Source organism: Marinobacter iranensis (genome assembly GCF_029207565.1).
GTDB lineage: Bacteria > Pseudomonadota > Gammaproteobacteria > Pseudomonadales > Oleiphilaceae > Marinobacter > Marinobacter iranensis.
On the sequence record NZ_JANCMW010000005.1, the window covers coordinates 1 to 23,897 of the forward strand.

The 23,897-nt window shown below is 56.5% G+C and carries 23 protein-coding genes; 7 read left to right on the forward strand and 16 right to left on the reverse strand.

Going from position 1 to position 23,897, the window contains the following annotated elements; genetic code table 11:
- On the reverse strand, positions 1-218 hold a 218-nt coding region (locus NLU14_RS09520; RefSeq protein WP_338040788.1), incomplete at its 3' end, for a lipid A-modifier LpxR family protein.
- A 290-nt stretch (positions 219-508) separates the two neighbouring features.
- On the opposite strand from NLU14_RS09520, the gene NLU14_RS09525 reads away from it, so the two are divergent.
- Positions 509-760, forward strand: coding sequence for a hypothetical protein (locus NLU14_RS09525; RefSeq protein WP_275706003.1), 252 nt, complete (start codon positions 509-511; stop codon positions 758-760).
- A 92-nt stretch (positions 761-852) separates the two neighbouring features.
- On the opposite strand, the gene NLU14_RS09530 is transcribed toward NLU14_RS09525, so the two are convergent.
- Positions 853-1,950, reverse strand: coding sequence for a CapA family protein (locus tag NLU14_RS09530; protein ID WP_275706004.1), 1,098 nt, complete (start codon positions 1,948-1,950; stop codon positions 853-855).
- A 77-nt stretch (positions 1,951-2,027) separates the two neighbouring features.
- Complete coding sequence (locus tag NLU14_RS09535; protein WP_275706005.1) at positions 2,028-2,726, reverse strand: glutathione S-transferase family protein; 699 nt, start codon at positions 2,724-2,726, stop codon at positions 2,028-2,030.
- A 116-nt stretch (positions 2,727-2,842) separates the two neighbouring features.
- Here NLU14_RS09535 and NLU14_RS09540 point away from each other — a divergent pair, with 116 nt between their 5' ends.
- On the forward strand, positions 2,843-3,730 hold the full coding sequence (locus tag NLU14_RS09540) for a LysR family transcriptional regulator (RefSeq protein WP_275706006.1): 888 nt from the start codon (positions 2,843-2,845) through the stop codon (positions 3,728-3,730).
- A 52-nt stretch (positions 3,731-3,782) separates the two neighbouring features.
- Here NLU14_RS09540 and NLU14_RS09545 read toward each other — a convergent pair whose 3' ends face one another.
- Positions 3,783-4,538 carry an SDR family NAD(P)-dependent oxidoreductase gene (locus NLU14_RS09545; RefSeq protein ID WP_275706007.1) on the reverse strand — a complete coding sequence of 252 codons (756 nt, stop codon included), beginning with the start codon at positions 4,536-4,538 and terminating at the stop codon, positions 3,783-3,785.
- 47 nt (positions 4,539-4,585) lie between these two features.
- Positions 4,586-5,329 carry an SDR family oxidoreductase gene (locus NLU14_RS09550; RefSeq protein ID WP_275706008.1) on the reverse strand — a complete coding sequence of 248 codons (744 nt, stop codon included), beginning with the start codon at positions 5,327-5,329 and terminating at the stop codon, positions 4,586-4,588.
- A 173-nt stretch (positions 5,330-5,502) separates the two neighbouring features.
- Between NLU14_RS09550 and NLU14_RS09555 the strand changes: the two genes are divergently transcribed.
- Positions 5,503-6,399, forward strand: coding sequence for an AraC family transcriptional regulator (locus NLU14_RS09555; RefSeq protein WP_275706009.1), 897 nt, complete (start codon positions 5,503-5,505; stop codon positions 6,397-6,399).
- 39 nt (positions 6,400-6,438) lie between these two features.
- Here the strand turns inward: NLU14_RS09555 and NLU14_RS09560 are convergent, their stop codons facing one another.
- Positions 6,439-6,978, reverse strand: coding sequence for a CGNR zinc finger domain-containing protein (locus NLU14_RS09560; RefSeq protein WP_275706010.1), 540 nt, complete (start codon positions 6,976-6,978; stop codon positions 6,439-6,441).
- A 202-nt stretch (positions 6,979-7,180) separates the two neighbouring features.
- Here NLU14_RS09560 and NLU14_RS09565 point away from each other — a divergent pair, with 202 nt between their 5' ends.
- Positions 7,181-8,104 carry an alpha/beta fold hydrolase gene (locus tag NLU14_RS09565; RefSeq protein ID WP_275706011.1) on the forward strand — a complete coding sequence of 308 codons (924 nt, stop codon included), beginning with the start codon at positions 7,181-7,183 and terminating at the stop codon, positions 8,102-8,104.
- A 39-nt stretch (positions 8,105-8,143) separates the two neighbouring features.
- Here the strand turns inward: NLU14_RS09565 and NLU14_RS09570 are convergent, their stop codons facing one another.
- Both NLU14_RS09570 and NLU14_RS09575 read right to left on the reverse strand, forming a co-directional pair.
- Positions 8,144-8,953, reverse strand: a complete 810-nt coding sequence (locus NLU14_RS09570; protein WP_275706012.1) for a thioesterase family protein — start codon at positions 8,951-8,953, stop codon at positions 8,144-8,146.
- 350 nt (positions 8,954-9,303) lie between these two features.
- Complete coding sequence (locus NLU14_RS09575; protein WP_275706013.1) at positions 9,304-10,188, reverse strand: LysR family transcriptional regulator; 885 nt, start codon at positions 10,186-10,188, stop codon at positions 9,304-9,306.
- A gap of 102 nt (positions 10,189-10,290) precedes the next feature.
- Between NLU14_RS09575 and NLU14_RS09580 the strand changes: the two genes are divergently transcribed.
- Both NLU14_RS09580 and NLU14_RS09585 read left to right on the forward strand, forming a co-directional pair.
- A complete protein-coding gene (locus NLU14_RS09580) occupies positions 10,291-11,463 on the forward strand; it encodes an MFS transporter (protein ID WP_275706014.1) in 1,173 nt (390 codons plus the stop codon).
- 108 nt (positions 11,464-11,571) lie between these two features.
- The gene (locus tag NLU14_RS09585) at positions 11,572-12,843 is read left to right on the forward strand and encodes an MFS transporter (protein ID WP_275706015.1); all 1,272 of its coding nucleotides are present in this window, start codon (positions 11,572-11,574) and stop codon (positions 12,841-12,843) included.
- 21 nt (positions 12,844-12,864) lie between these two features.
- On the opposite strand, the gene NLU14_RS09590 is transcribed toward NLU14_RS09585, so the two are convergent.
- Both NLU14_RS09590 and NLU14_RS09595 read right to left on the reverse strand, forming a co-directional pair.
- Entirely contained in the window at positions 12,865-14,328 is a 1,464-nt protein-coding gene (locus tag NLU14_RS09590; protein ID WP_275706241.1) for a malate:quinone oxidoreductase, read from the reverse strand.
- Between the two features lie 13 nt (positions 14,329-14,341).
- Positions 14,342-15,274, reverse strand: coding sequence for a LysR family transcriptional regulator (locus tag NLU14_RS09595; RefSeq protein ID WP_275706016.1), 933 nt, complete (start codon positions 15,272-15,274; stop codon positions 14,342-14,344).
- A 105-nt stretch (positions 15,275-15,379) separates the two neighbouring features.
- Between NLU14_RS09595 and NLU14_RS09600 the strand changes: the two genes are divergently transcribed.
- The gene (locus NLU14_RS09600; RefSeq protein ID WP_275706017.1) at positions 15,380-15,979 is read left to right on the forward strand and encodes an FMN-dependent NADH-azoreductase; all 600 of its coding nucleotides are present in this window, start codon (positions 15,380-15,382) and stop codon (positions 15,977-15,979) included.
- Between the two features lie 11 nt (positions 15,980-15,990).
- Here the strand turns inward: NLU14_RS09600 and NLU14_RS09605 are convergent, their stop codons facing one another.
- The 6 genes from NLU14_RS09605 to NLU14_RS09630 form a co-directional block, all read right to left on the reverse strand.
- Complete coding sequence (locus NLU14_RS09605) at positions 15,991-17,223, reverse strand: permease (protein ID WP_275706018.1); 1,233 nt, start codon at positions 17,221-17,223, stop codon at positions 15,991-15,993.
- Between the two features lie 24 nt (positions 17,224-17,247).
- Complete coding sequence (locus tag NLU14_RS09610) at positions 17,248-18,237, reverse strand: XdhC family protein (protein WP_275706019.1); 990 nt, start codon at positions 18,235-18,237, stop codon at positions 17,248-17,250.
- Between the two features lie 5 nt (positions 18,238-18,242).
- Positions 18,243-20,579 (reverse strand): xanthine dehydrogenase family protein molybdopterin-binding subunit, encoded by a 2,337-nt coding sequence (locus NLU14_RS09615; RefSeq protein ID WP_275706020.1) that lies wholly within the window; start codon positions 20,577-20,579, stop codon positions 18,243-18,245.
- Positions 20,576-21,037 (reverse strand): (2Fe-2S)-binding protein, encoded by a 462-nt coding sequence (locus NLU14_RS09620; RefSeq protein WP_275706021.1) that lies wholly within the window; start codon positions 21,035-21,037, stop codon positions 20,576-20,578. The genes NLU14_RS09615 and NLU14_RS09620 overlap by 4 nt, the downstream gene beginning before the upstream one ends.
- 179 nt (positions 21,038-21,216) lie before the next feature.
- On the reverse strand, positions 21,217-22,416 hold the full coding sequence (gene fdhA, locus NLU14_RS09625) for a formaldehyde dehydrogenase, glutathione-independent (RefSeq protein WP_275706022.1): 1,200 nt from the start codon (positions 22,414-22,416) through the stop codon (positions 21,217-21,219).
- Positions 22,417-22,577: 161 nt separating this feature from the next.
- Positions 22,578-23,861, reverse strand: coding sequence for an NAD(P)/FAD-dependent oxidoreductase (locus NLU14_RS09630; RefSeq protein ID WP_275706023.1), 1,284 nt, complete (start codon positions 23,859-23,861; stop codon positions 22,578-22,580).
- Between the last annotated feature and the right edge of the window lie 36 nt (positions 23,862-23,897).

Genomic DNA, 23,897 nt, shown 5'->3' on the forward strand with positions numbered 1-23,897 from the left:
AGAGCCTGGCTGACGCGGGAAACCGGGTTGCTGATGAATTCCTTCGAGTTGGAGGAATAGGTAATCGCCACGCCGGCGGTGTAATCCCGATCTGTCTGGGTTGGAGCGAAGAGATCGTTATCCATGGAGAGAGCCACTACCGAGTCAGCGGACTCAGCGTGGGCGCCCGAGGCCAGAACGGCGGCTGCCAGAGAAAGCGCCAAAAAACGAAAATTCATAGCCAGCTCCAAAAAATGCGTCGGTGAAGTTAGCTGCTATTTTTCGACTGACTGGCCCTCAGGACTAATTAAGCGTTGATATTCAAAACATCACTGAAACTTATGAATAGGTAGTTATACGTTCATTATGTTCGCTGTCAGGCTGAGGATCATCATAAGGAATGATGTGTACCATACCGTTTTAGAATTATCCCGCGCCATTCTCCGGTTCCATACTTCGCTCATCTGATATCAAGTCGATCCTCGACCTCGGTCTCAGCTGAAATCATTCAGACCCTGGAGAAATTAAAATGCGCAAAATTGCACTGTTTACTCTCGCTTCACTTTTTACCGTCGCCGCCCTGCCCGCACACGCTACCTTGGCAGACCGCAAATCAAACGAGCCCCGCTCCGAGCAAGCTCAGCCCGCTCCCTATAGCGGTCAGATGGTGATTCGCGGTGAAATTCAGGATCGCGACGCAAAAAATGATACTGCCGAACCGGCCCCGTACAGCGGTCAAATCGTTATCCGTGGTGAAGTACGTTCCAAAAGCCAAGGTTGATCTTTAGAGGTTTCATTTGCGTCCTGGCACCAGGGACGGTGCGTTTTATCTAACTCCTGCGGCGCTACCGGTGGCGATTCAGCGGGCCTGGGTCAGTAAAGCTCAAGCAAGTTATCTCCCCTGCTTCGCACATCAACGCCAAATTCCCGGCTGGCCTCCGCCAATCGATCGCCCAGCCACTCCAAGTCTTCTGCTGCGGGGTGATGCAGCGCAAAGCCGCTGGTTTCCAGTACTGCCATATCCAGGTGTTGGAGGTCGCCGCGTTGATCCAGCACTGGAAAATAGATTACCCGCAGCTCCGGACGAAACGCTTCGTGGCCGGAAATCCCCTCGTAGTCGTTGATCAGGTCGCCGCAACCGTAAAGGATCAGTTTATTGCGATAGACCTCGATACCCTTGGGGTGGTGGGATGAGTGGCCGAAGACCAGGTCCACGCCGGCTTCATCAATCAGTGCATGGGCGAATGCCTGGTGTTCTTCCGGCACATCGTAGCCCCAGTTGTCACCCCAGTGCACGGAATAGACGACAACATCATCATCCCGGCGCATGGATCGAACGACCCGCCCTATTCCGGATGCATTTCGTGCTGAGAGGCCCCGTAGTAAATGGACGCCGGGGCCACGGGAGGTGGCTGCCCAGCCTGGGTCAATTCCACTATCGGTGTGTCCTCCAGCAAATACCAGTACCCGCCCCTGCCCTGTTGGCTGTACTGCCGGTGTCACCGCTTCCTTGAGTTCGGTTCCCGCGCCTGCGGTCTTGATCCCGGCACCGCGAAGAACGCCCAGCGTTTCCAGCAGTCCGTTCTCACCCCAATCCAGTACATGGTTGTTTGCCAGGGTACAGACATCCAGTTGCGCCGCCTGCAAACACGTCACGTTGGCCGGATGCATGCGGTAGTTGATGCCTTTGCGCTGGTGATCGGCACTGGTGGTGACCGCCGTTTCCAGGTTGGCAATGCTTACATCCGGCGACATTGACTGCATCAACGGCAAGGCATCACCCCAGATATAACCGGGTTCGACATTGCGGGGAATTGGCCCGTGGCGCCTTTCCGCCAGGACAATATAATCCTCAGCCGACCACACCACGGATTCAAACAGGATGGGGTCGACGGACCTGGGCATGATCTGGTCGATGCCTCGGCCAGTCATCACGTCACCGCATAATAGTAGGCGCAAGCGATTCGTCATCCTTGTTGCCAGGCGGTGAGCAGTTTCCGTAAAGGTACGGAGTGTCACCGCTCGGGGCGTTGATCTACGTTGCTGGTTTAGGCTCTTTTAACAGTACTGTCGACATCGGTGCAAGCCATCAGTTGCGACATATAACTACCCCTCTTCCGAACAAAATCCAATAGACGATCCGGGTAATCAAAGGTGACCGCTTGCCCGACTGACTCGCGAGCCCTTAAATGGCTTCTCCACACCTGAATTTTCTCTACGTTGTCCAAAATACCCAGGTCCAACGCAGACTCAAACACGTCGAAATACCTGAAAATCGGGCCGTAGACGGCATCAATGATCTGAAAGTTCTCCCCGTAGAAATAAGGACCGCTGCCCAGCCGTTCCTCTAATTGCCCGAATCGTGCCCGTAACGTGTTACGTGAGGCATCAAACTCTTCCAGTGTCGGTGCGTTATATAGTTGGGCAATGCCACTCAACAGGCTGGATCCGAATTCTATCCAGGCTCGGTGATAGGCACGCTCCAATGGGTCCTCCGGATGCAGCGAGCCCGGTGTAACCTCATTGAGGTATTCGCAGATCACAGCAGACTCGAAAAGGGATTGTCGTTCGCCCACCACAAGCACGGGCACCTTACCCAGCGGGGAAATCTCCTGAAACCAGTTTGGCTTGTTGGCCAGGTCAATGTCGGTGCGACGATAGGGAATTCGTTTTTCACTCAGAACGATGACCGAGCGTTGGACGTATGGGCACAGTACATGGGTGATTAGCTCGAACTCGCGAGTCATAGACGGTTCTCCTTGTTGGATTCAGGTCAGGTTCAGTATCGCGCTTGCACTGGGCGAGTAACATTCGCAAAATCGGAAAGGTAGAATTGCAAGTTTGCAAATTCAGGGAACATCAAATGGACTGGAACTCACTCAAAGTCTTTCTCGCCATTGAACAAACTGGCTCGCTGGCTGGCGCGGCCCGAGTACTGGGCGTGAACCACTCGACCGTGTTTCGACGGTTGAACGCCTTCGAGAAAGATTTGGATGCCCGCCTGTTCGAACGCCTGCCTGGCGGTTACGTGCTAACTCCTCTGGGCGAGGAGTTGAAAGACATCGCCAATCGCGTTGACGGGGCCTTTAACGATATGGAACGTCGAATAGCGGGTCGCGATGTGCAGCCAAAGGGCAAAGTCCGGATTACCGCGCCCAACAACCTCGCTTATCGATACCTGCCGGATTATCTGGCCGAGTTGAACCAGGATTATCCGGAGATCACGGTCGAATTGCTGGTCAGCAATCTGGAAGTCAACATGAACAGCCGACAAGCAGATATCGCCGTCAGGGTAACGGATGTGCCACCAGAACATCTGGTTGGCCGGCAAGTGTGCTCCATTGGGTGGAGTGTTTACGGCAGCCCCAGCTACCGGGATAACCATGGCTTCCCGACCGGCCTGGACGGCTTGCAGTATCATCTACTCATCGGCGCCAGCGGCAGCATGCAGGGACTACCGGCATTTGTCTGGTTGGAGCGCACACTCGCGCAATGCATTGCTGCGCGCAGTGACGACCTGGTGGCCATGTCCTGGTTAGCCCAGAGCGGCCATGGTTTGGCTCTTTTACCGGATGATCAACAGCGACCGGAACTTGAGGCCCTGTTTGCTTTCCCTCCGGGGAAGACATCAAATCTGTGGCTATTGACGCATCCTGATCTACGCGAAGTGGAGCGCATCAAGCTGGTTATGCGATACCTCACAAAGGCTTTCGCCGAGGACCAACGTCTTGGAGGTTTGGGCACAAATTAAAACTGGAGGGTCTAGAAAAAGACCCTCCGACGGCTTTCTATTGCCTGACCGATCAGATCCCCTGGCCACCCGACACTTCAATCCGCTGTGCATTGATCCAGCCGGCGTCGTCATCAAGAATCGCAGCTACCGCACCGCCGACATCATCCGGTAAGCCGACGCGGCCCAGGGCGGTCATGGCGGCCAATTGTTCATTCACTTCTGGCGTGTCACGCACATAACCTCCACCGAAATCTGTCTCAATCGCTCCCGGAGCGATCGTGTTCACGGTAATGCCTCTTGAGCCAAGTTCTTTCGCCATATAAACGGAAAGCGTTTCGAGCGCGGCTTTCATCATGGCGTAGGCTGAAAAGCCGGGAATCGCCATGCGCGTCAGGCCAGAGGACACATTCAGTATACGGCCACCGTTTTTCACGACAGGCAGCAACGTTTGTGAGAGGAAGAAGGGCCCCTTGATATGCTCATTCACCATGCGGCCGAACTCCTCCTCCGTAATGTCCAGGTAGTCCTTGAATACCCCGGTACCCGCATTATTGATCAGGTAGTCAAAGTCCTTGCGGCCCCAGTGCTTATTGAGTGTATCGCTGACCTGCCTGGCAAACTGAGAAAAGCTCTCTGAATTGCCCACATCAAGTTGCATGGCCACTGCTCTCCGCCCCATAGACGTGATGGTCTCAACGACGGCTTCCGCCTCATCCTTCCGGCTATGATACGTCAGGATGATATCCCTGCCTTTTTTGGCCAGATGCAATGCCATGTTTTTACCGAGGCCGCGGCTGCCGCCGGTGATCAGTGCTATTTTCGTCATGGTTATCTCCTTGGATTTAATGAAGACAGTCTTGAGTTGTGTTGGCGTTAAAAGGCATGACCGTGGGAAGCCACTGTTCGTACAATCATCTCGTTCACGTCCACTTCGGCTGGCTGGGATATGGCAAAAAGCACTGCATTGGCAATTGCCTGTGGCGAAAGCGATGAGCCCCGCAGCTCTTGCAGCAGTTCGGCTGCGCCTGGGTCGGTGATATCGTGACCCAGCTCCGTGGTGGTTACTCCGGGCGAGATCACAGTGACCCGAATGTTGTCGGTTTCCTGCCGGAGCCCCTCGCTGATCGCTCGGACAGCGTATTTACTGGCACAGTACACACCGCAATTTCCGCCAACTGCATGTGCGCCCGTAGACGCGGTATTGATGATCTGGCCACTGCCCTGTGCTTCCATAATGGGCAGTACCGCCGCTATTCCGTTAAGCACGCCTTTGATATTGACGTCGATAATGTCGTTCCATTCATCTGTTTTCAGGGCGCTCATTGGGGAGAGCGGCATGATGCCTGCGTTGTTGAAGAGAACGTCAACACGCCCGTATTCACCCTGAGCAAATTCAACAAAGCGCTTTACACTCTGGGGATCAGCCACGTCCAGGGCCTGGAAAATGGCGGTGCCACCGCCCTGACGAATGTCGTTGGTGATCGCTTCCAGCCTGTCGGTTCTGCGTGCACCAAGCACAACCCTCGCACCTTCCTTGGCCAGTACTCTTGCGGTTGCTTCACCAATTCCGCTGCTGGCGCCAGTGATGAGAACGACTTTCTGTTGTGGAGTTACCATTGCCTTGCTCCTTTAACCTTTGTGGTTTGATGGACAAGGCCAGATTAGCGGGAGAGAGCGATCTTTCGGATACACAGAGCTACAAGGTTATTGCCTTTTTCTACAAATGCGTGGAGGTTGATGAGGGGCGGTGGTAGAGTTCAGATAGTCAAAGACGGAGTATTACCGTACCCATGAGCCTACATCAAAGAGATGAACTAGCCGCTATTATTGCCAGGTTCTCCAGCGAAGACGGCATTCACACCACCGCCATTCCTGGCGTGAACTGCATCCGCTTCAGCAAACCGAATGCGCGTTTGCCAAGTGTTTATAACCCGTCTCTATGCGTCATTGTTCAGGGGCAGAAGCGCGTATGGCTGGAGGATGAAATCTATGACTACCAGCCTTCCGAGTTTCTGGTGGTTTCGGTTGACCTGCCCGTTATCGGAGAGGTAACACAGTGCAGTTATGATAAACCCTATCTATGTCTGCAGATTGAGCTGGACCAACATCAACTGGCGGAGTTATTGGTACAGTTCGGCACTCCCGGGGAGGATGGGGACGGAGCCAGAACGGAACGCGGGATATTCGTCGGCAACATGGATTCCACTCTCAATGACTGCGTTTTGCGCCTGGCGCGGTTGTTGGACGCGCCCCAGGACATCCCTTTGCTGGCACCCATGATCAAGCGTGAAATCTATTATCGTCTGTTGAATGGCCAGTACGGCGAGGTGATCACACAACTCGCCCGAACCGGAAGCCATATGCAACGTATTGCGGTGGCCATAGATCATCTCAAGTCGAATTTCGACAAGTCAGTCAAAGTGGAAGAACTGGCCAGACAGATCGGCATGAGCGTGTCGTCCTTCCATGCTCACTTCAAAACCGTAACCGCCATGAGCCCGCTTCAGTATCAGAAGCGGTTCAGGTTACTGGAAGCCCGGCAAATAATGCTGGTGGAAATGCAGGATGCCGCCGCCACCGCTTACCGAGTTGGTTATGAAAGCCCGTCGCACTTCAGCCGCGACTATGCTCGCATGTTCGGCAACCCGCCGGGTCGGGATATCAACCGGCTTATGGCAGAGACGTGAGAGTGAGAGTGATATTTCGCGACCGGAGGTGGTTGGGGCTTATACTGTTCCTCCGCCACTTCTTCTGTTCCTGAACTGGGCCGCCTTGTAGCGATTTCCACACAACGCCATGCTGCACCATCGACGCTTGTGTGCCTTGGTGCGATCGTAGAACCATAGGATGCAGTCAGGGTGTTCGCACTGCTTGATGAGGCTGAAATTTCTTTCGACCAGTAACTGCGCCACTGCCTCGGCGACCGGTCCGAGTAAAGACGCGGTCGCCCCGCCGCGTGCGGTGCGGATCAGTACCAGGTTGCCTTCTTTGTCGCGTTCCAGATGCGGGGCGGTGAGGTAGGCGCCCAGATACTTGTTCAAACCACTGACGTCGCCTACCTCGCCCTCCTTGCGTTGAACGATTAACCGGCGCGCCAGTGTTCGTAGTGCCCTTCCCTGTGCAAGTAACTCGTCAAGGTCAACCTCCTTGCAGGCCGATGTTAAAACAGCACCACAACGCTCCAGCCACTTGAGCACATCGTCACCGCTGTTCCAGTAGTCAATGACGTTGCCGTTTTTTTGTGCCTCCGTGTTCAGCAAATCCATTGCGAGATGATCTCCCAACATGGGTGCCCCGGCCGAGTTGCCGTCGCGCTGCGTTTGCGTTCCTGTCTCTGTCACTTTAGTAACCTCTAAAAAATATGTTGACAGGTTACTTTAAGCCAAACATACTCAGTTGAAGTAACCACTATTTTACGATTATAGAGGTTACTGGAATGCCATGCCAGCCTAAACTTCGAGGAAAATCATGAACACCAAAAATATGCAGCCTGCAGCCACTGCACCCACCACCAGCACTGTAGAAAGTCCTGTGCGGATCCACTACAAGACAATGGAAATCCAGGGTGTCGACGTCTTCTACCGCGAAGCCGGATCGTTGGATGCACCAGCTATTTTGCTGTTACACGGGTTTGCCGCGTCCTCGTACATGTTCCGCGACCTGATCCCACAACTGGCCGGGAAATACCATGTGATCGCCCCTGACCTACCGGGTTTCGGGCAGACAACCGTTATGCCTGGCGTTACATTCAACTACACCTTCGACAACCTGACATCGGTGATTGACGCTTTCACCGTGGCCAAGGGGCTGGACCGCTACGCGATGTATGTGTTCGATTACGGTGCCCCCGTCGGCTGGCGCCTGGCGGTGAAAAACCCTCAGAAGGTCACCGCGATCGTAACCCAGAACGGCAATGCCTACGAAGAGGGGTTGAGCGAAGGCTGGGCGGAAATGCGCAAGGCCTGGTCCGAGCCAACCGCTGCCAATCGCGAGGCGCTACGCCGGTTCAACACGCCCGAAATGATCAAGTGGCAATACACCGAAGGTGTCGACGACACTTCGCTGATTCCGCCGGAGACCTACCAACTGGCCTACGCGGCAATCGAGCGCATTGGTGTCGAAATACAAATGGATCTGCTGCTGGACTATGGACAGAACGTAAAACAGTACTCGCAGCTGCATGAGTTCTTCCGCCGCTACCATCCGCCAACGCTGGCGATCTGGGGCAAGAACGATCCATTCTTCCTGCCGCCCGGCGCCGATGCGTTTAAGCGCGACAATCCCAAAGCCGAGGTGCGTTTTCTCGACACAGGCCATTTTGCCATCGAAACTCATGGCAAGGAAATTGGGGCGGCAATGCTGGAGTTCCTGAACCGTAGCATCAAACCCTGACCGTGAGACAGCTTATTGGGCTAGAGCCAGCACCCGGCTTTAACTCACACGCCGTTCCCGCACCAGAAGGTTCTGGTGGGCAAAGCCCAGCGGTCCGCTCTCGTCATGCAGCACGGAGCGAGTAATTCCGATACCCGAGGTTTCGATCCAGGTACGGCTGTCCACCCCCACCCACTCGGATACCGGCGGCCGCTGGATATAAAGGGTGAGGTCGGTATTGGCGAACAAATAGCGTTCTAAAGGTAGCGTCCAGCTTAATCCGTTGCCGAAGTCCGAGGCGGCGGCGACCCGCATCAAGGGCGTGGTCTCCATGCCCTCCACCAGCGGTACAGTGAGCCGTAACCAGGCCGCTGCCGGGCCCGGCTCCAGGGTGCTGCCACCGGCGACCCTGGACTCCATGGCCGTGTAATGAAAACTCTCCTCATCGGTCATGCCGGGAATCCAGACCGGCTCGTGGCATTGTGCCGGCGGCGGTAGTGGGCGTTCATCGGCGGCGGCCCCCTCGCTGATGGGGGTGCCCCGGGCCATCACTGCCAGGCCGCTGGCCACGATCTTGTCACCGTGACGCAAAGTCACCCGCACCCGGCGTACCGCGCGGCCCGGCTCGGCGTCGACGGTGGCGCTTAGTTCCGCCACCGGCACCGGCCGAACTAGCTCCACGGTGAGACGTACCAGTTGATAGCCTTCCGGCGCTAGCGCCTCTTCGGCGAGCCCGACGATCAGGCCGGCAGGCGCGCCGCCATGTTGAGCATCAGGGCTCCAGGGGCCGCGTGACAGTACGGTGGGCAGAATACGCCCACCCTGGCGACGGAACACGCAGTCGTACGCGGAAGCAGTGATTTCAGGCATAGGTCAGCTCCAGAGTGTTGGCCGCCACGGTGATCAAGCGCTGTTCATTATTTGTTCACCACAGGTTAAAAGATGCACAGGTTCCCTGCAACAAGAGATGAATATTGATTCACTTATTTGGTTGCCGATACCGCCTTTCAAGGCGTATGAACAGCCAAGAATCATTTACTCGATTATGGATTTCTGGCGCGTCACCAATACTACCGGAGACAGGAACGAGAACACACCAATCTGCGATGCCCGGTAACGACGCAGCAGAGCGAACCACAGCAATAGAGCTCCGAATGAGATTACTACTGTCTGGAATGTCAGACTGGCAACGACCATGAGTGTGAGCTTGATTGATGATGTTAAATACCCTCCCACCGTTTCTCAAAGAAATCCAGGAACACCTGAATCCGGGCTGACAACGCCGTGTTTCGATAGTAAACCGCATTGACCAATTCCCGTGGGTTCGGGCGAACCAGGTGTTCGTCCAAAATCTCTAGTAGATTCCCCCGCCGGATATCCTCGCTGATCATGAACCGCGACAGATAAGCCAAACCATTGCCCCGCAGGCAAAGCTGACGCACTGCCTCGCCGCTACTGGCTCGGAGAGTCGGTTGAACACGGACACCTTCACCCAAGTGCCAGATATTCAGGGACTCTGGCGCCGTGAACCCGATGATGGAATGGTCTTTAAGGTCTGCGGGAGACTCACAGGCACCGTTCTGTTTCAGGTACCAGGGTGATGCAACGATGGAAAGCTGAGAACGCCCGAGTGCCCTTGCATGCAGGGTCGAATCTTCAAGTGGCCCGATCCTGATAGCGACGTCAATCCTGCGCTCCAGCAGATCCACAATCTGGTCGCTAGCGGTGAGTTCAAGTTCTATATCCGGATAGGTCTCCCGAAACTCCCGCACATGGGGAACGATCTGGTGCAACAAAAAAGGGTTGGCCGCATCGACCCGTAAGCGTCCGGCCGGTCTCTGTTTCCGTATTGCGAGTTGCTCTTCCGCTTCCTCCAGAGCTGCCAGTCCGGAGCGCACCTTCTCCACGAATAGACGCCCTTCTTCCGTCAGGCCGACCTTGCGCGTGGTTCGGTTGAGGAGTGTGGTGTTCAGTGACTGCTCCAATCTCGATACCGCCCGCGATACCCGCGTCACTGAGACCTCAAGTTGCTCAGCAGCTGCGCTGAAGCTGCCACTGTCTACCACCGAAAGCAGAAGGTTCAGATCGTCCGAACGGCTTTTCATGTTTATTTTCCGCAAAAGTATTTTTCAGTAATCGCCATTTATCGCAAAAGTATGGGGCGTCACACTAAGCGCCGTCAATCAAACCCATTGGAGAATCCTGCTATGCCCATTGCCCTCTTTGCACTGACACTGAGTGCCTTCGCAATCGGGACCACCGAGTTTGTCATCGTTGGCCTGGTCCCGACCATTGCCCAGGATCTGGGTGTGACTCTGCCTTCTGCCGGCCTTCTGGTCAGTCTGTATGCCCTCGGTGTTGCTGTCGGCGCACCGGTACTGACGGCCCTCACTGGCCGCTGGAATCGAAAGATGGTGCTGTTGTCGTTGATGGCTCTGTTCATCCTTGGCAATGTGCTGGCATGGATGGCGCCAAACTATGGCTCTCTTATCACCGCCAGGGTGCTTACGGGGCTTGCGCACGGGGTGTTCTTCTCGATTGGTTCCACCATTGCAACCAGCCTGGTTGCCAAGGAGAAAGAAGCCAGCGCCATTGCCTTCATGTTTACCGGCCTGACTGTTGCGCTGGTGACGGGGGTGCCGCTGGGAACCTTCATTGGCCAGACCTTCGGCTGGCGTGCCACCTTCCTGACGGTTGCTGCGTTGGGGGCCATCGCCTTGATCGGAAGCGTGTTGCTGGTACCGAAAAACCTCAAGCAGTCCGCGCCGGCAACCCTTCGCCAGCAGCTTGAAGTGATCACCCATCCAAGGCTTCTGCTCGTGTATGCGATGACCGCCGTAGGTTACGGTGGCACCTTTACCGCTTTCACTTTCTTGACTCCGATTCTTCAGGATGTCACCGGCTTTGCGCCAGGCATGGTGAGCCTGCTCCTGCTCCTGTACGGCGTTTCCGTTGCAACGGGCAACATCTGGGGTGGAAAACTGGCCGATCGTATAGGGCCAACATCCGCGTTGTTCATCATCTTCGGGGGACTTGCTGCCATTCTTTTCATGCTGACATTCAGCGCCTACAATCCGATTGCTGCGGTTATCACGCTGCTGGTCTGGGGTGCCTTTGCATTCGGTAACGTACCGGGGCTTCAGGTTTATGTTGTCCAGTTGGCTGAGCGCTACGCCCCTCATTCCGTGGATGTCGCCTCCGGTCTCAACATCGCCGCGTTCAACATTGGTATTGCCATTGGTGCTTGGCTGGGCGGCAGGGTTGTTGAAGACATGGGGTTGATGAACACGCCCTGGATCGGGGCCCTGATTGTCTTGGGTGCCCTGGTCCTGACACGAATCTCGGCGTCGCTGGACAGTCGGGAACTGACCACAGCCTGATATCGAATGCCTTCGGAAGGGGGCAACCTCTAGCGCTGTTCCCTTCCCTTTTACTGTTGCATGGTCTTATTGTACTGATCAGCCACTACAACAACCGAAGAGACCGGCATGACATCTGGAAACGTCGAGACAGGCCACCTCAGCCTTCCCTGGCCATTGCGCTGGCTTGGACCAGTGGCGACGATCGCCATCGCGCAATTGTTTGGCACCTCCCTGTGGTTCAGCGCCAATAGTGCCACGGAAGACCTGATGATCTCCTGGAATATCAGCGCAGCGGATATAGGCTGGTTGACCAATGCTGTCCAGGGCGGGTTCATCCTCGGCACTTTGATCGTGGCTTTCGGTGGTTTGGCGGAACGCTATCGTGCCAGCCTGATCTTCGTCTGCTGCGCGATCGCGGGCGCTTTGTTCAATGCCTGCTTCGCCTGGCTTTCCGACGGACTGGCCAGCGCCATGTTGTTCCGCTTCCTGGTCGGCCTGTCCCTGGCGGGCATTTATCCGGTGGGTATGAAGCTGATTGTCAGTTGGGCCCCTGAGCGCACCGGCCAGGCCCTAGCCCAGCTTGTTGCGATGTTAACCCTTGGTACGGCCCTGCCCCATCTGTTGCGGCAAATGGGTGCGGACCTGCCCTGGCAATACATTATTCTGGCGTCGTCCGGCCTTGCTCTGCTTGGGGCGCTCGTTATTCATATGCTTGGCGACGGGCCTCATCTGCCGAAGCCACGCAAACGGAACGACCCCGCCAACACCTCCGGGGAACGGCATGCAACCGTGCTTGATGCGTTCAGGGTGAACCGGTTTCGCGCGGCGGCATTCGGGTATTTCGGCCACATGTGGGAACTCTATGCCTTCTGGACCGTGGTGCCACTGCTGGTGGTGAACACGATGCTTGCAGGCGAGTATCCCCAACTCGGCGTTTCCGGCATGGCTTTTGGTATCATCGGTGTTGGAGCGCTTGGCTGCCTGATTGGCGGCGTTCTGTCACGACACATCGGTAGCGCGAAGGTAGCGCTTGGTGCCCTGGCCTGTTCCGGTATTTGCGCGCTTGTGTTTGTCCTTTTCTGGCGTGACCTGTCAGCCGTAGGGCTTGGCCTGCTCCTGCTCTTGTGGGGTGCGACCGTTGTGGCAGACTCACCCCAGTTCTCTGCCTTATCGGCGCAGGCTTGCCCACGAGAACTGGTCGGTGCGGCGCTGGCAATTCAGAACTCCATCGGCTTCGCGATCACCGTTGTATCAATCGCAGCCACGACCGCCCTGTTCGACTTTGTTGGCCTGGATGCAGCCTGGTTGCTGGTTCCCGGGCCCATTGTCGGATTGCTCGGGTTTGCCTGGGCATCCAGGCAGGCGATAAAGACAGATGAAGATCCCAGTGCGGCCTGAAGCGCTGGCTCTCAATGATGCTTATTGTTCCTGTGTCTGGGTAATCTCCAACCGTTTGTTGACTGCATCCCGAATCTCCCGGTAACGATCAGGATTATTGATTAAGGTATCCAGGTCATCCTCAGGGAAAATTTTACTTCTCTTTTCCCTGGCATCTTCTTTGGAAACAACAGCTGGTAACAATTGTTCCAGACAGCGCAACATAACCTCTGGCGAAACCGACGCCCCGGGCGATGCTCCCAGTAAAGTCCCGTAAGTCTTATCCTTGGATACGAGGATTTCAGTGCCCATCTGCAAATCCCCATCTTTGATGATTTGCACTCGTTGGCCCGCATGAACCGGTTTCCAGTCAAACTTCCTGCTCAAGCCCGGAGCAAAGCTCTCAAGCTCCTCGAACATGCTCTTTTCGCCTTTGAACGTCTCTGAAACCAGGTATTTGACCAACGGAAAGTGCTCCAGGGCGACATTCAGCAGGCCGGGGATATCATGCAGACGAATTGAAGTCAGGTAATCAAAGAACCCACGGCCTTTCTCGAGAACCGGTTTAAACGAGGCGAAAGGACCGAACAGTAAGTAGTGTTTACCATCCACAACCCGTAAATCCAGGTGTGGAACGGACATGGGAGGCGCACCAACCTTCGCTTTGCCGTAGGTTTTGGCCTTGTAATACTTGGCCTGCTCTTCACTGATCGGAGCCTGCAAAAATCGCCCACCCACAGGAAAGCCGGCGAAGCGACTCCGAAACGGCAAGTGGCTTTTCTTCAGGAGTGGGAATGCGCCGCCACCGGCACCGACGAAAAGCACATCCGCCTTATGCTGAACGGGCTCCCCGTTACGCTCAGCTTCGATAACCCATCGGCCGGTAGGGCTTCTGTGCACACGCTTCACATGGGTGCCATATTCCATTTTTACGCCCAGGTCTTGTACTGCATGCTCCGCCATCTGCTCCGTTAAAGCACCAAAGTTGATATCCGTGCCTGTTTCAATAACGGTGGCTGCCATTTTTTCGTGGCGGGGGCGGCCTTCCATGGTGTAGGGAATCCAGCTTTTAATCTCATCAAAGTCTTCCGAGTAACGCATGTGCTCGAAAAAGTGATGGGCCGACATTTCCTTGAATCTTAATTTCAGTTCTTCAATCGCGGACTCGGAAACAATGGTGCAATGTTTGGTCTGGTTGATAAATGTTTTGGGATCTTTGATGGCGCCCTTATCGATCAGGTAAGCCCAGAACTGCTTGGCAACATTGAACTGAGCATGGATCTTCAAGGCTTTTTCAACCGAAATGATCTCTTCATCCACTGGAGTATAGTTAAGCTCGCAGTTTGCTTCATGCCCCGTGCCGGCGTTGTTAAATGCCCATGAGTTTCCGGCCCCGGCCCTGTCCAGTCTCTCCAGAATGGTGATATCCAGATCCGGTGCCATCTCTTTTGCCAAAGTGGCAAAAGTGGTTCCCATAATTCCCGCACCGATGATGATTACGTTCATAAAGTCTACTCGCTTAAGTTTCTTTAGCAGTTTGCGTGTCATTCCTTTCCATGGTTTCCCGGATCACACGTGCCAGACACTCTACACCCGGGCCCATGGCTTCGCCGTCGGCAAAGGTCAGGTAAAAATCAACAAAACGTTCACGGCCACCACGCAAAGGCAGAGGCTTCAGGGTTCCCGCATTCAATTCATGACGGATCTTATCTTCCGCGAGCCAGGCAAAACCATACCCTCGCGATACCGCGCCAATGGAAGTTGCCATATTGGTAACTGTCCAGCGTTGTGCCACATCCACGGTGTAAGTCTTGTCGTTGCGCTTAACCGATGTATCACGCACAACTATATGCCGGTATTTACGAAGGTCCCGCAGAGACAGTTCGCGCTGGAGTTGGTGCAATGGGTGGTCGGGATGCGCAACCGGAACCACCTTCGCTGCCCGTCGCAGGACTTCACCATTATAGCCCTGCGGGACAGCAGGCAGAATGGCCAGGTCGACCGCCCCCTGCTGCAACAGGTCCCTGCCACCATCGAGTACGGTTTCATAGAGATTAACCCGGGTCTGCGGGCTGACTTCACCAAATGCGTCAAGGCATGCAAGCAGCAACCAGGTCGGGAAAAGCACCTCGACTGCGATGGCTATCTCGCTCTCCCAGCCAGCGGAAGCCTTGGCTGCTGCACGCTCCATACCCAGCGAGTCTTCCAGGAGCTGGCGTGCGCGCTGGTAAAGCATTTGCCCTACGGGCGTCAGCACCGCTTTTCGCCCCTGAAGCGTGAAGACCTTCACCGCCAGCACATGCTCCAGCTTCTGCACTGCGTAAGTGATAGACGACTGGCTTTTGTGGAGTGCCTCTGCGGCCTGGGCATAGCCACCCGCTTCAACGACGGCCACCAGGCTGCGCCATTGCTCCAGACTGATATGAGGGGTAGAGCTGGGGTCGGTTTTCATGTATCACTTAATTCGATGCTTTAAAGCAAATAATTGCATTTTTTTATCGAATTTACCAATGGTTAAATGACTCCTGTCGATCATCATCCTATCGGGAGTAACAACATGAGCACTTTACTCAAAATTCAAAGCAGTTTGTTCAACGGCCAGGGACAGTCGTCCGCCCTCGCCACTCGCTTCGCCGAGCAATGGCAGGAACAGTATCCAGACGGTAAAGTCGTCAGCCGCAATCTGGCTGAAGACCCGGTTCCGCACCTTAACCTGGACAGGTTCCAGGCATTCACAACCGCACCAGCGGAGATGACCCGTGAGCAACGCCAGGTTGTTTCATACTCGGACGCATTGATTGAGGAATTGAAGAGCGCCGATGTAATCGTGTTTGGCGTACCGATGTACAACTTCAATGTGCCCTCTACACTGCACGCCTATTTCGATCATATCGCGCGGGCCGGCGTCACCTTCCGGTACACCGAGGACGGCCCTGAAGGCTTGATTAAAGGGAAGAAAGCCTATGTTTTCATAAGCCGCGGTGGTATTTACGGCGAGGATCATTCCCAGACAAGTTTTGTCCGCCAGATTCTAGGCTTTATTGGTATCACGGATGTGGAGTTCATCCACGCCGAGGGCCTGGCGCTGAACGATAGTTCCAGGACTGAAAGCCTGGCCGCAGCGGAGAACCGCATCAACCAGGTATTGAGCGCCTGAGGAAACCCGTTTCAGAACAGCGGTATCGTGACTCCGCCGGCCAACCAGACCAATGCGATTACCACCAGTACCCTTAGGACCTTATCAGTTAGTGAGGCGCCGCCATGATCATGTTCGTGATGCTCATGGTGGGCGTGTTCCTTTTGGCCCTGGTGCCAGAACCAGGCCAATACGGCTGTTACTGAAAGGAATATGATATTAAGGACACTTTGATAATTCCATTTGAAAAACTCTCGGTCCCCCACCGCCGCCTGGCCACTGAAGTCCGGCAATAGGCCGAGAACAGCCAGGCTGTAGTGCATGATCAGGGAGACGCTGACAATGCCGATCAGCATCAGCATGAGGATATAGAGCGCCATTTTCCAACCATAGTAGGAAGCGTTGATCCTGAGGACAGGCAACACAACCAGGTCGGAAAAGATAAAGGCTATGACGCCGGCGAAGCTCACGCCCTGGGCAAACAGGACCGCAGCCAGCGGGATGTTCCCCATGGAGCCAATGAAGGTAAAGAAGGCTGCCAGCGGTCCTACCAGAGTCTGGGCGAGGACAGCAAGAAAGCCCGGGTTGGCCGCGTTTTCTCCACCCGATCCCAAGAACAGGGCCTGAAAAAAGCTCTGGGGCAGCATAGCCGAAATAATGCCGGCGACCGTAAAGCCAATGAGGACGTCCTTCCAGACCATCTGCCATTCCATGACATAGGTCTGGCCAATCTGTTGCCAACCTTCCCTGCTCCTGATTTTCTCCTTCCAGGTTTTGTCGGGGCCGTCGCCATCCTCGTCGCCTTCACCCATTTTTCTGCGGGCCTGGGCTTCCAGCCTGCGGGGACGGGTAATCCGAACAAGCAACCAGGTCACCAGGATCAGTAAAATGCCACCAACGTACTCCCCTACTACAAACTGCCAGCCGAGGAAAACAGCAATCACCATCCCCAACTCGATGACCAGGTTTGTAGAGGCCAGCATGAACGCCAGGGAAGGCGCCAGGCCGGCCCCCTTGTTAAAAATCGCTCGGGTAGTGGACAGGGCTGAAAAACTGCACGAGCTGGAGAGAAAGCCAAAAAAAGTGCCCAGCGCAATGCTACGCGGGCCATCCTTGCCCATGGTTTGCTGCATTCGTTTGCGGGTAACGAGGACCTGAATCAAACTGCTGATGATATAACCGAGGACAAATGCCCACAGCGCCATCCAGAAAAAGCCGAGACTGGTGGTTGCAGCTTCATGCCAGAGAGTTGCGAAGTTACTCAAGGTTTGCTCCTGTCTGGTCAGTGTTCATGAATCGATATGGATGCGCCCCCGCCTTATACGAACGATGTCGGCCATGATGGCCAATGCAATTTCGGCCGGGGTTTTACTGCCAAGGTTGAGGCCGATTGGCATGTGAATGCGCTCAATCTCTGCCTCGCTCAACCCGCCGGTGCGACGAAGGCGTTCAGCTCGGGCCCGGGATGTGCGAAGCGAGCCCATGACACCGATATAGCCGGCAGCGGTTTTCACAGCTGCCATCATGGCCAGGTCGTCAATGCGGGGATCGTGGGTGACTGCAACCACAGCGGTGGACGGGGTGCAGGCACCCTCAGACGCAATATATAGCGAGGGAAGCTGCGGAATGAACTCAACCCCCTTCGGCAGATTCAGGCCCTTGGTGACTTCTTCCCTCGGGTCGCAGAGTACGACCTGGTAACCGAGGCTGACGGCGAAACTGGCGCAGGCTTCCGCAACCGATGAGTACCCTGCAAGGATCAATCTGGCGATTGGACCAACACGAATGCAAACCAGTTCCGCACCCTCCTCCCGCACCACTCGAGGCCCGGTTGGCTCAACCTCCTCCAGCCAACTCACGCCATCGGTCAGCCTGACATGCCGAGCGAGCTCCTTCCTGCCCGACAAGGCATCCCTGACCTGCTCAAGGTGAGCCAGGTTCTCGGGTGTTGTCAGGATTCGCTCCACCAACACCTCCAGAATGCCTCCACACGGCAAGCTGATACGGGCGTTTTCGGGGCCGCCGCCGGGTGCGCCGTAGTGCACGATAACGGCAGGAAGCTGATACTCACCATCAGCCAGACGCGCCAGGAAGTCCTCTTCCACACAGCCGCCCGAGAGCGAGCCCAAATGGTCCCCGTCAGCGGTGGCAACCATGAGTGATCCCGGCTCCCTGGGCGACGAGCCGAAGGTGGACAACACTGTGCAAAGCCATACTGTCCTGCCGTCGATCAGCCATTCAATGGCCTGTTCAACTACTCGATAATCCAGGTTCTGCATGGTGATCAGCTCACCTGCAACTGGTTGCCGACAGGAAGGCGCCGGATACGTTTTCCGGTGGCGGCATAGATGGCATTACAAAGTGCAGGTGCCACTGGCGGAAGACCGGGCTCGCCCACTCCTCCCATGGCGTCATCGGGATTGTCGATTAAGTGCACCCGAACTACGTCAGGCGCATCCGGCATGCGTGGGATCAGGTACTTGTCAAAGTTACTCTGCTGGGCAACGCCATCCTTGAAGAACACCTCGCTTTGCAGGGCGATACCAATACCCATCACGCAGGAGCCCTCCATCTGTGCCCGTATTCGCTCCGGATTGGCCTGGGGGCCGCAGTCGAAAGCAATGTCCGCACGGTGAATGGTCAGTTCGCCGTCATCGTCCACTTCCACATCGAAGACAACGGCGGTGTAGGAGACGAAACTGTGGTGGAACGCCAGTCCCAGTCCCCGCCCCTTTTTCGTCTCGCGGCCCCAGCCGGCTTCTTCGGTGGCACGCTCAATCACCCTGCGCATCCGCGCCACATCGATAGGGTACAGGTCCGGATCCTCGCCGTAGTTCCAGCCATCGCCAACGGTCAGGTTGTGAACCTCGCGACCGGGGCCGAGCAACTCCAGCACATAGTCGCGGTGGTCCTTGCCGGCCGCTTCCGCCATCTCGTGGGCAAAGCTCTGGATGGCCCAGGCATGGGGCAGGTTGTAGACCGAGCGGAACCAGCCGATGCGGACATGGGCCGGTGCCGGCGGGTTTTCCAGCCGGATAGCGGGAATACTGAAGGGCATGGTGTTGAAGCCCATACCCAGCTCAAATTCCCCTTTGTGTTTGGGGTCCGGTGCAAAGAGTGACGCGATGCTGGGCGACAGGGTGCGGTGGCGCCAGCTGGTCGCTTTGCCCTCCCCGTCCAGGCCAGCTTCCAGATGATCGACAGAGACCGCATGAAAGTAGGCGTGTTGGATATCGTCCTCCCGGGACCACTGCAGCTTGATGGGCTGCCCTTCAAACTCCTTCGCCACGCGAGCCGCTTCAATCACGAAATCCGGCTTCGACTTGCGCCCGAAGCCGCCGCCAAGCAGTGTCTGGTGAACAGTGACGTTTGCCATGTCTATCTCAAGGAGTCCCGCGATGCCCTCGCGGGTGGCCCTCGGGTTCTGGACCGGGGCCCAGGCTTCGGCCTTGCCGTTTTCTACCCGCACTACGGCCACCGGCGGCTCCATCGGAGCCTGCGCCATATGGGGCATGTAGTAGGTGGCTGATACCCGTTTGTTGGCCTCTTTCAAAGCGACCTCGACATCGCCGGACTGGCGGATGACCTTACCGGGGGATTGCGCCGCCTTTTCCAGGGACTCCCGGTAAGCATCGGAGGTATAGTCGGCATTGTCCCCTGCCGGAGCGTTGTCCCACTCAATCTTAAGGGCCTTGCGTCCCTCCATGGCGGCCCAGGTGTTGCTGGCCACCACGGCAACGCCACCAAGCGGATTGAATGCCGCGGGCTGGCCGGTACCTTCAATGCGAATTGTCTTCTTTACGCCAGTAACTTTCAGTGCCTCGCTGTCGTCGACGCTTTTTACCTTGGCGCCGTACACCGGTGGACGGGCCACCACTGCATACAACGTGTTCTCCAGGTCTATATCGGCACCAAAAACAGCTTTGCCAGTGACAATGTCTTCACCGTCAATGGCCTTGGGATAAGCGGATTTCAGTTCGCCATTGATCAGGCCGGATTCCTTGCCAATAAAGCGCAGTTCGCTGTCGGATTTGAGAACCAGGGCGCTCCGGACGGGAACATCCAGCTCCCTTGCCGCTGCCGCAAGGTCTCCAAAGCCGAGTTCCCGGCCGGTGGCCGGATGCTCCATCTTGTGGATGCCGGCCCGGACTTCATGGACAGGGACTTTCCACTGGTCGGCGGCTGCCTGCTCCAGCATCATCCTGGCGGCCGCCGCCGCACGACGCATCGGGTCATACCAGTGGCGCATGCTGCGGGAGCCGTCGGTATTCTGGTTACCGTACTTGTCCTGGTCTGCGTTCGCCTGACGCGCCCGAACCCGATCCCAATCTGCGCCAAGCTCATCGGCGGCCACCATGACCAGGCTGGTGCGGATGCCCTGCCCCATTTCGGCACGGTTGTTGATGATGGTGACCGTGCCGTCGGGGTCGATGTGGATAAACACGTTCGGGTTATCCACCCAGCCACCCGGCATGGCGCCGGCACCGAATTGGGCCTGTTCATTGGCCAGCCCCAGATCCCATCGGGCGGCCAGCAAGAGAGCGGAGCCCCCTGCCAGCCCTTTTAAAAGGCCGCGGCGGCTGACATTGGCAAGCAGCAGTGTGTCGTCTGACTGGTTCATGAGCTGGCCTCCTTGTCCGCGGCCCGTTCTATGGCGGCAAGGATGCGATTGTAGGTACCACACCGACACAGGTTACCGGCCATGGCATCGACGATTTCCTGGGTATCTGGTTCCGGGGTTTTCTTCAGCAGAGCCGTGGCGTTCATGATCTGGCCGCCCTGGCAATAACCGCACTGGGCTACCCCCAGGTCCAGCCAGGCCTGCTGAACTTTCTGGCCAACGGCGTCGTCGGCCATGGCCTCAATGGTGGTGATCTCCCCTTGGGCGGCGGAAACGGGTGTCACGCAGGATCGCGTCGCCACACCGTCGAGGTGAACCGTGCAGGCACCGCACTGGGCGATGCCGCATCCGAATTTGGTGCCTTTCATTCCGACCACATCACGAATGGCCCAAAGCAGGGGCATGTTGTCGGGAACGTCCAGCTCGTGCTGTTGTCCGTTTATGGTCAGGTTGATCATTGGTCTCTCCCATCGTTATATCTTCGGGATCAGGCTGTCGCCAGCCAAACGCCCTAAGCATAGTAACGATAAGAGCCTATCACCAACCAGGATAAAGCAATATCACGCTCTTCGGCTTATCGCCGGGGCTCGCCCGTGAGAGCGGCCCCGGCGCCAATTGTTTACCGAAAGTTGAGACTTCAGGCAGCTACGGATGCGTGCGGGTCAATCACGAATTTCTTCGCTGCACCGCCGTCAAAGTCGGCGTATCCCTTGGGCGCCTGGTCAAGGCTGATCAATTGCACGTTAACCGCCTGGGCGATATCAATACGTTCGAACAGGATTGCCTGCATGAGCTGACGGTGATACTTCATAACCGGGCATTGGCCGGTGTGGAAGGAGTGAGACTTGGCCCAACCAAGACCAAAGCGCATGCTTAATGCGCCCTGTTTGGCGGCCGCTTCAGCGGCACCCGGGTCTTCGGTGACGTACAGGCCGGGGATACCTATCTCGCCCCCTGCGCGGGTAACCTGCATGGCGGAGTTGAGCACTGTGGCCGGTTGTTCGTGGTGATGGTGATGGCCGCAGGCGTGGGCTTCAAAGCCAACACAGTCAACAAAGCAGTCGACTTCGGGCTCGCCGATCACCTGTTCAATGAGCTCCGGCAGTTCGGCATCCTGTTTCAGGTCAATGGTTTCACAGCCAAAGCTGCGAGCCTGGGCGAGACGCTCCTCAATCATGTCGCCGACGATCACGCAGGCGGCGCCGAGTAGCCTTGCACTGGCTGCTGCCGCCAGGCCAACAGGCCCCGCACCGGCAATATAGACAGTGGAACCGGGGCCTACGCCCGCTGTGACACAGCCGTGGAAGCCGGTTGGGAAGATATCAGACAACAGGGTGAGGTCACGGATTTTCTCCATGGCCTGGTCCGAATCGGGAAACTTCAGCAGATTGAAGTCAGCATAGGGAACCATGACGTATTCGGCCTGGCCACCCACCCAGCCACCCATGTCGACGTAACCGTAAGCCGCACCGGGACGGGCGGGATTAACGTTAAGACAGATGCCAGTCCGGCCTTCCTTGCAGTTGCGGCAACGACCACAGGCAATGTTGAAGGGTACGGAGACAATATCGCCTTTTCTGAGGAATTCGACGTCCCGGCCGCATTCAATGACCTCGCCGGTGATTTCATGGCCCAGCACCAGGCCCTGGGGCGCGGTGGTTCGGCCGCGCACCATGTGCTGGTCGGAGCCGCAGATGTTAGTGGTGAGAACTTTCAGGATCACGCCGTGGTCGCATCGGCGCTTGCCGAGGGAGAGTTCGGGAAAGTCGATCGATTCGACGGATACATGGCCGGGGCCCTGGTAGACCACCCCACGGTTGGATGCGTTGCTGGTCATTGCGTCGTCCTTTTGTTATCGGGCTTTTGTAGTGGAACTTCCTCCTCTACTTTAATTGCCCTAGGGTCGGACACATGCCCGGAAACGACATCTTTGCTCCTACATTGGACACGGGCGACATTTGAAATGTGCCCGGCAATGAGGGGGACTCCAGGTTGGCTTCAGAGTTCTTTGCCGGCTTGCCATTCTTTTAATCGCATCGTCAGGCTGGCACCCACGGAAAGAAAAGGCTCTGGTGGTAATTGCCTGGGTGCACCGTGCGCCATGAAGTCATCCAGCATGTCGCTTTGCCCAAGTACCGCCAGTTCCGCCGCCATCATTCCGGAAAGGGTCCCCTTCACGGTGCCCAAGCCATTTTGGCAGCATGCAGAGTAGATGCGTTCATCCACCTCGCCGAACGCTGGCATGGAATTCCAGGACAGACACAACCGGCCACCCCAACGGTATTCCATGGGCACATCCTTTAACGTGGGAAAACGCGCCGCGAAGGACTGGTCATGCATCTCAGACGCATGATGCAGTTGCTTTTCGGTCACTTCCATCCCCTGGTTCAGGGTGAAATGATTGCGAATAACCAATCGGTGGCCACTACCCAGATAGTCCCGGCTGCGTCGCACTGTTGTACCCATGGGGTCCGCTGGAAGAATACCCCAGTCGTCCCGGCCACCCAGTTTCCTGCACTCGGCCCCGGTCAGAGCCCGCGTCATCGAGGAGTAGGTAAATACGTGCAACAACTGGCGCGGGAAATAACCGAAGGACTGAATGTGTCCATTTACCGCCAGTATCACTTTCTGTGCGCTGACGCTTCCGCCGGGGGTACAAACCTTATGCCGCTTACCCTGATCAATGGCCGTCACAGGACTGTTCTCGAAGATCCGGACTCGTGGGCTCAGGTTCCGGGCGACTTCCCGGACATAGGCAGCCGGCTGAATCAAGGCTACGCCTGGAGTGAAAAAGCCCTGGCGGTAGAACTCTGTGCCGGTGATGTCTTTTAAGTCACCGGCGCCCAGCAACTGAAAGGCTTCACCCAGCCCTTCAAGATGTTTGGTGTAACTGTTGACGTGTTTGATGCCACGATCGGTTGCCGCGCCGGTGATCCTGCCACAGGGATTGAAGATGTCCCTGGACAACCCGAATTCATCCGCCATGGTGGCGACGAATCTGATCGCCGCCCGGTTCAGCTTGATCTGTTTGCGGTCCGAGTCCGCCGAGCCGGCGTAGGTTTCGGAATTCAGATCGTGCGGCAGGTCGATCATGAAACCGCTGTTCCGGCCCGCCGGCCCCTCCGCCAGACGCCGGGCCTCCAGCAGAACGATGGTTTGATCGGGCGGCACCAACTGCGACAGCCGCCGGGCGGCAGCCAGTCCGGCAAACCCGGCTCCGACAATCACCCAGTCAGCCTCTAGCGCCTCATCCAATTCCGGGTAGCGCGGGGCTGCGGACAATATACAGTCCCATGCTGCCGGGCCCGGATCGCGGGG